We start from the raw sequence: 7,188 nt of genomic DNA, 5'->3' as shown, positions 1-7,188 counted from the left end.
GGCGGCACGCTGCTGACCTATAATGTCGAGGCGCAGATCGGCGGCAAGCTGGCCCAGCTCGGCCAGCGCCTGATCAACGGATCGGCCAAGAAGCTGGCCGATGAATTTTTCGCCAATTTCGCCAAGGCGGTGCAGGGCTAGAGTTCAACGGATCGCACTTTTCTTCTCCCCTCCACCCGCGAAGCGGCGGGGAGGGGTCGGGGGTGGGGGTCTATCGGCTGGGACTGCAGCATCTTCGTATCCCGCGCCACCCCCCACCCCCGACCCCTCCCCACCACGCGCAAGGGCGCGTGGAGGGAGGGGAGCTACGAGCATTGCAAGTCAATCAAGCCATGCCCAAGGTGAGGTTGCTCATTGCCGGGATGGCCCATATTATGGCTTTGGAATGATTTTAATGACTGCGCCGCGGTGCAATGCAGCAGCGCAGATGAAGAGAGTGCTGAATGGCCAAGATTTCGCTGATCGTGAACGGCAATCCCGTCAACGCCAATATCGACCCCCGCACACTGCTGGTGCAGTTTTTGCGCGAGAATCTGCGCCTGACCGGCACCCATGTCGGCTGCGACACCTCGCAATGCGGCGCCTGCGTCGTTCATGTCGACGGCAAGGCGGTCAAGGCCTGCACCATGCTGGCGGTGATGGCCGACGGCCATGAGGTCAGGACCATCGAGGGCCTGGCCGCCGACGGCGCGCCGCTGCATCCGATGCAGGAAGCCTTCCGCGAGCACCACGGCCTGCAATGCGGCTTCTGCACCCCCGGCATGATCATGACCGCGGTCGACCTCGTGCACCGCAAGGGCAACGACCTTTCCGACCATACCATCCGCGAGGAGCTCGAAGGCAATCTCTGCCGCTGCACCGGCTATCAGAACATCGTTCTGTCGATCGCGGCCGGCGCCAGGGCGATGGCCAAATCCGACCTCGCGTAACGCACGTCCCGCACGGCGATCAGGAAACTCTCATGTACGAATTCAAGTATCATCGTCCGGCGACGGTTCGGCAGGCCGCCAACCTGCTGCTGAAGAACGAGGACGCCAAGGTGATCGCCGGCGGCCACACGCTGCTGCCGGTCATGAAGCAGCGGCTCGCTAGCCCGCCGCATCTGGTCGACCTCAGCCATATCGAGGGGCTGGATGGCATCGAGATGAAGGGCCGCTCGCTGGTGATCGGCGCCACCGCCACCCACAACACGGTCGCGACATCGGCCATCGTCGGCGAGGCGATCCCGGCGCTGGCCGAACTGGCCGGCCTGATCGGCGATCCCGCGGTGCGCCACAAGGGCACCATCGGCGGCTCGCTCGCCAACAACGATCCGACCGCCGACTATCCCGCGGCGTGCCTCGCGCTCGGCGCCACCATCGTCACCAACAAGCGCCGCCTCAAGCCGGAGGAGTTCTTCCAGGGCCTGTTCACGACCTCGCTGGAGAGCGACGAGATCATCACCAGGGTGATGTTCCCAGTGCCGAAGAAGGCTGCCTACATCAAGTTCCGCAACCAGGCCTCGCGCTACGCGCTGGTCGGGGTGTTCGTCGCCAAGCGTCCGTCGGATGTCCGCGTCGCCGTCACCGGCGCCGGCTCCGAAGGCGTGTTCCGTGTCACCTCGTTCGAGGAAGCCCTGAAGAAGCGCTTCTCGCACAAGGCGCTCGACGGCATGACGGTGCCCGCCGACGGCCTGAACGGCGACCTGCACGGCAGCGCCGAGTATCGCGCCCATCTGATCGCGGTGCTGGCGCGCCGCGCCGTCGAAGCCGCGACCGCCAAAGCCTGACCTTGCCGACTCCTTGGCCGATTCCCTGCGAACTACGACTGGCGTTCTCATGACCGCATCGGCGCTGCCCACCTCCGTCGATGCGATGCTCGAACTCCTGACCTCGCGCGGCTATCTCGCGGAGCGTTCGCTGGCGACGGTGACCTATCTCGCGCTGCGGATGGGCCGGCCGCTGTTCCTCGAAGGCGAGGCCGGCGTCGGCAAGACCGAAATCGCAAAAGTGCTGTCGGCGGCGCTGGGACGCAAGCTGATCCGGCTGCAGTGCTACGAAGGTCTCGACGTCGCCTCGTCGGTCTATGAGTGGAACAGCGCCGCGCAGATGATCGCGATCCGGCTCGCCGAAGCCGCCGGCGATACCGACCGCGACCAGTTGTCGTCAGACATCTTCGCCGAACGCTATCTGATCAAGCGGCCGCTGCTGCAGGCGCTGGAGCCCGACGTGGCCGGCGCGCCGGTGCTGCTGATCGACGAACTCGACCGCGCCGACGAGGCGTTCGAGGCGTATCTCCTGGAAATTCTCTCGGACTTCCAGGTCACGATCCCCGAATTCGGCACCATCAAGGCGCCGCAGCCGCCGATCGTCATCATCACCTCGAACCGTACCCGCGAGATTCACGACGCGCTGAAGCGACGCTGCCTCTATCACTGGGTGGATTATCCCGACGCCGAGCGCGAACTGGCGATCGTCAAGTCGCGGGTGCCCGGCATCTCCGCAAAGCTGTCGCAGCAGGTCGTCCGCTTCGTGCAGGCGCTGCGCAGCCAGGATTTCTACAAGTCGCCCGGCGTCGCCGAAACCATCGACTGGGCCACCGCGCTGACCGAACTCGACGCGCGGTCGCTAACCCCGCAAGTGGTCGGCGACACGCTTGGCGCGCTGCTGAAATACCAGGACGACATCGCGCGGATGCAGGGCGACGGCTTGCAGAAGGTTTTGAAGGAAGCGACGAGCGAGAGTTAGCAACGGCAGTGCGCCCCCTCTCCCGCTCTTGCGGGGGAGGGCTGGGGTCGGGGCTCTCTCCGACAGTCAGGCGGTTGAGTTTTGTGTTGCCCGGAGCAGGGCGACTGCATCGGACAGTGCGATTGTTGAGGCAGCCCCCACCCCAACCCTCCCCCGCAAGGGCGGGAGAGGGAGCGCACCGGCCGTATGAGAGAGTGACGATTCCGATGGCCATCAATCATCTCGATCCTCCCACCGGCCAAATGGCCGACAATGTCGTCGGCTTCGCCCGGGCGTTGCGCGCCGCCGGGATTCCGGTCGGGCCGGGCGCGGTGATCGATGCGCTGAATGCGCTGCAGGTGATCGAGATCGGCAATCGCGCCGATGTCTTCACCACGCTGGAAGCCATCTTCGTCAAGCGCCACGAGCATGCGCTGATCTTTGCGCAGGCCTTCGACCTGTTCTTCCGCGCCGCCGAGGAGTGGAAGCACATGCTGGATTCGGTGCCGCTGCCGGATCACGCCAAAAAGAAACCGCCGCCGGCGTCGCGCCGGGTCCAGGAGGCACTGTCGCAGCCGCAGACCACCGAGATGCCGCAGGCCCAGGAGCAGGAACTGCGGCTCTCCGTGTCCGACAAGGAAATCCTGCAGAAGAAGGATTTCGCGCAGATGAGTGCGGCCGAGATCGCGCAGGTCACCCGCGCGATCGCGCAGATGCGGCTGCCGCAGGCCGAATTGCGCACCCGCCGCTATCAGCCGGATATCAGGGGCCTGCGGCTCGACATGCGCCGCACCTTGCGCGGCAGTTTACGCACCGGCGGCGACATCATCGACATCCACCGGCTCGGGCGGATCGACAAGCCGGCGCCGATCGTGGCGCTGCTCGATATATCGGGCTCGATGAGCGAGTACACGCGGCTGTTCCTGCATTTCCTGCATGCCATCACCGACGCGCGCAAGCGCGTCTCGGTGTTCCTGTTCGGCACCCGGCTGACCAATGTGACGCGCAGTCTGCGCGCGCGCGATCCCGACGAGGCGCTGGCGGCGTGTTCGTCTGTTGTGGAGGACTGGGCCGGCGGCACCCGGATCGGCACCTCGCTGCACGCCTTCAACAAATTATGGGGCCGCCGCGTGCTCGGGCAGGGCGCCATCGTGCTCCTGATCTCGGACGGGCTGGAGCGCGAGGCCGACGCCAGGCTGGCATTCGAGATGGACCGGCTGCATCGTTCCTGCCGCCGCCTGATCTGGCTTAACCCGCTGCTGCGCTTCGGCGGCTTCGAGGCCAAGGCGCAGGGCATCAAAATGATGCTGCCGCATGTTGACGAATTCCGTCCGGTACATAATTTGAGTTCGATCGAGGGACTGATCGCGGCGTTGTCCTCGGCGCCGCCGCCGCACCACCGCAGCCTGATCAGGTCTGCAGCTTGAAAGAGGCTCCCATGCTCAATCGCGACGAAGATATCCTGAAAGCGGCTGAGGACTGGCAGGCCGCCGGCCATGGCGTGGCGCTGGCCACCGTGGTCGAGACCTGGGGCTCGGCGCCGCGGCCCGCGGGCTCCAGCCTCGTCATCAACGATGACGGCACCTTTCTGGGTTCGGTGTCCGGCGGCTGCGTCGAAGGCGCCGTGGTCACTGAGGCGCTCGACGTGATCGCCAGCGGCAAGCCGAAGATGCTCGAATTCGGCGTCGCCGACGAGACCGCCTGGAATGTCGGGCTGTCCTGCGGCGGCACCATCCGGGTGTTCGTCGAGAAAGTGGGCCAGTCGTGAAGCTCGAGACCCTCAAGGCCGTCAATGTCGAGCGCGCCGCGCGCCGGCCGGTGATCGTCGTCACCGATACCGACAATGGCGACCAGCGGCTGGTCAAGGCCGCCGATATTTCCAGCGATCCGCTGCGATCGGAACTGGCAAAACAGCTGCGCATGGGCAAGAGCGGCACCATCGAAGCCGGCGGCAAAAAGCTGTTTCTCAATGTCTATGCGCCGACCGCCAGACTCGTGATCGTCGGCGCGGTTCACATCAGCCAGGCGCTGGCGCCACTGGCGCGCTCGCTGGACTACGACGTGACGGTGGTGGATCCGCGCACGGCCTTTGCCAGCCCGGAGCGGTTTCCGGATGTGCCGTTGATCGCGGAGTGGCCCGACGTGGCGCTGCCGCCGCTCAACATCGATCACTACACGGCGTTCGTGGCGCTGACGCATGATCCGAAGATCGACGATCCGGCGCTGCTGCACGCCTTCGCGCGCGACTGCTTCTATATCGGCGCGCTGGGCTCGCGTAAGACCCACGCCAAGCGGGGCGAGCGGCTGAAGGCGCAGGGCGCCAATGACAGCGACATCGCCCGCATTCACGCGCCGATCGGGCTCGCAATCGGCGCGGTGTCGCCGTCGGAGATCGCGGTCGCCATCATGGCCGAGATCACCGCGCAGCTGCGGCTGCCGAAACAAGAAAAAGAACAGGCGGCATGAAGTTCGGTCCCGCCAGTCCGGCCGACGCGGTCGGCGGCGTCACCGTCCATACGCTGCGCCAGGGATCGCTGGTGCTGAAGAAGGGCACCACGATCGGTCCCGCCGAGGTGGCGGCTCTCGATAAAGCGGGCGTCAAGGAAGTCGTCGTGGTGCGGCTGGAGCCGGGCGACGTCTCCGAAGACGTCGCCGCCGCCAGCATCGCGCAGGCCGTCGCCGACGACGGCGTCAATGTCGAGCGCGCCTTCACCGGTCGCGCCAATCTGTTTGCCGCCAGGGCCGGCGTGCTGGTGGTGGACCGCGCCAGGGTCGACCGCATCAATGCGGTCGATGAAGCCATCACCTTCGCCACGCTGGCTGCGTTCAAGCCGGTGGTCGAAGGCGAGATGATCGCCACCGTCAAGATCATTCCATTCGGCGTCGCAGGCACGCTGCGGGACGCTGCCGTAGCGGCTGCCAGCGGCGGCGGGCTGCTTGTCGCGCCCTATGTCATAAAACGCGTCGGCATTGTCTCGACCCTGCTGCCGGGATTGGCGCCGAAGGTCATCGAGAAGACGCTGCGGGTCACGGCGGAACGGCTGGCGCCGGCCGGCGCCGCCATCATGGCCGAGCGCCGCGTGCCGCATGACGAGGCTGATCTCGCGGCTTCGATCCGGGAATTGCTCGGGCTCGGCGCCGAGCTTGTCATCGTGTTCGGCGCTTCCGCGATCGCCGACCGGCGCGACGTGATTCCGGCGGCGATCACCGACATCGGCGGTTCGATCGAGCATTTCGGCATGCCGGTCGATCCCGGCAATCTCCTGCTGATCGGCAATGCCGGCGGCGTGCCGGTGCTGGGCGCGCCCGGCTGCGCGCGCTCGCCGGTCGAGAACGGCTTTGATTGGGTGCTGATGCGCCTGCTGGCCGGCCTCAAGGTCACCCGCGCCGAACTCACCGGCATGGGCGTCGGCGGGCTGTTGATGGAAATCGTGACCCGGCCGCAGCCGCGCACGCCTGTCGGTCCCGAGGGCAACCGCAACGTCGCCGCGATCATTCTGGCCGCCGGGCGCTCCACCCGGATGGGCGGTCCCAACAAGCTGCTGGCCGAACTCGGCGGCAAGACGCTGGTGCGGATCGTGACCGAACAGGCGCTGGCTTCGAAGGCCTCCGGCGTCGTGGTCGTGACCGGCCATCAGGCCGCGCAGGTCGAGCAGGCATTGGCCGGGCTGAACGTGACGTTCGTGCGCAATCCGGATTTCGCCGAGGGCCTCGCCAGTTCGGTCAAATCAGGCATCGCCGCGGTGCCACCAAATGCCGACGGCGCGGTAGTCTGTCTCGGCGACATGCCGCTGATCTCCGCGGATCTGATCGACCGGCTGATCGAGACCTTTGCGCCGGATCGCGGCAGCCTGATCGCGGTGCCCGTCAGCGACGGCCGGCGCGGCAATCCGGTATTGTGGTCGCGCCGCTTCTTCAACGAACTGATGACGCTGGAGGGCGATATCGGCGCCCGACATTTGATCGCCAAACACGCCGAGGCGGTGGCGGAAGTCCCGGTCGAGGGCCATGGCGCGTTTCTCGACATCGACACCCCGCAGGCGCTGGAAGAGGCACAGCGGGGGTGATTGCCCACCCCGCCACCCGCAAATTCAATCTCTCGTTCACCAAGTCGAAACGTCCCATGAGGTAGATTCCCGCGGCCAGGCCTCGGGGGAGGGGATTTTGACGTTTTCTGACGCCGCGCACCGTCGCGCGATCTTTGCATGTGCCGCGATTTTCGCGCTGTTCGGGCTGTTGGCCACGCCGTCATGGGCGGCCGGCGCGTTCGCGGTCGGCAAATGCGGTGCCTATGGCCAGGCCTATGACTACCCGGAGGAAGCCGCCGCCCGCGCCGCGGCGCTGAAGCAGTGCAAGGGCGAATGCAAGGCGGTGACCATGAAGCGCGCCTGCGCGGCCCTCGCGGTCGACATGGCCAATCCCTGCGGCGCCCACGGCTACGCCGTCAAGCCGAAGATTTCCAGCTCACTCAACGCCGCGACCA

The 7,188-nt window shown here is 66.3% G+C and carries 9 protein-coding genes; all 9 read left to right on the top strand.

Annotated features, from left to right (window positions below):
• A partial coding sequence (locus tag Q8N40_RS12045; protein WP_305711969.1) for a CoxG family protein occupies positions 1-141 on the top strand: 141 nt, incomplete at its 5' end.
• Positions 142-443: 302 nt separating this feature from the next.
• Positions 444-929, top strand: coding sequence for a (2Fe-2S)-binding protein (locus tag Q8N40_RS12040; RefSeq protein ID WP_305319896.1), 486 nt, complete (start codon positions 444-446; stop codon positions 927-929).
• 32 nt (positions 930-961) lie between these two features.
• Positions 962-1,768, top strand: coding sequence for a xanthine dehydrogenase family protein subunit M (locus Q8N40_RS12035; protein WP_305319895.1), 807 nt, complete (start codon positions 962-964; stop codon positions 1,766-1,768).
• A gap of 49 nt (positions 1,769-1,817) precedes the next feature.
• Complete coding sequence (locus tag Q8N40_RS12030) at positions 1,818-2,726, top strand: MoxR family ATPase (RefSeq protein ID WP_305711967.1); 909 nt, start codon at positions 1,818-1,820, stop codon at positions 2,724-2,726.
• 206 nt (positions 2,727-2,932) lie between these two features.
• Entirely contained in the window at positions 2,933-4,132 is a 1,200-nt protein-coding gene (locus tag Q8N40_RS12025; RefSeq protein ID WP_305711966.1) for a VWA domain-containing protein, read from the top strand.
• Between the two features lie 11 nt (positions 4,133-4,143).
• Positions 4,144-4,473, top strand: a complete 330-nt coding sequence (locus Q8N40_RS12020) for an XdhC family protein (RefSeq protein WP_305319892.1) — start codon at positions 4,144-4,146, stop codon at positions 4,471-4,473.
• Positions 4,470-5,171, top strand: coding sequence for an XdhC family protein (locus tag Q8N40_RS12015; RefSeq protein ID WP_305711965.1), 702 nt, complete (start codon positions 4,470-4,472; stop codon positions 5,169-5,171). Before Q8N40_RS12020 ends, Q8N40_RS12015 begins: the two co-directional genes overlap by 4 nt.
• Positions 5,168-6,772, top strand: a complete 1,605-nt coding sequence (locus tag Q8N40_RS12010) for a molybdopterin-binding/glycosyltransferase family 2 protein (RefSeq protein WP_305711964.1) — start codon at positions 5,168-5,170, stop codon at positions 6,770-6,772. The genes Q8N40_RS12015 and Q8N40_RS12010 overlap by 4 nt, the downstream gene beginning before the upstream one ends.
• Before the next feature lie 97 nt (positions 6,773-6,869).
• On the top strand, positions 6,870-7,188 hold a 319-nt coding region (locus tag Q8N40_RS12005; protein WP_371135679.1), incomplete at its 3' end, for a DUF4189 domain-containing protein.

It is taken from the genome of Bradyrhizobium sp. (assembly GCF_030693485.1).
Taxonomy (GTDB): Bacteria; Pseudomonadota; Alphaproteobacteria; order Rhizobiales; family Xanthobacteraceae; genus Bradyrhizobium.
Note: the sequence above shows the minus strand (reverse complement) of the source record. Positions and strands in the feature narration are given on the sequence as shown.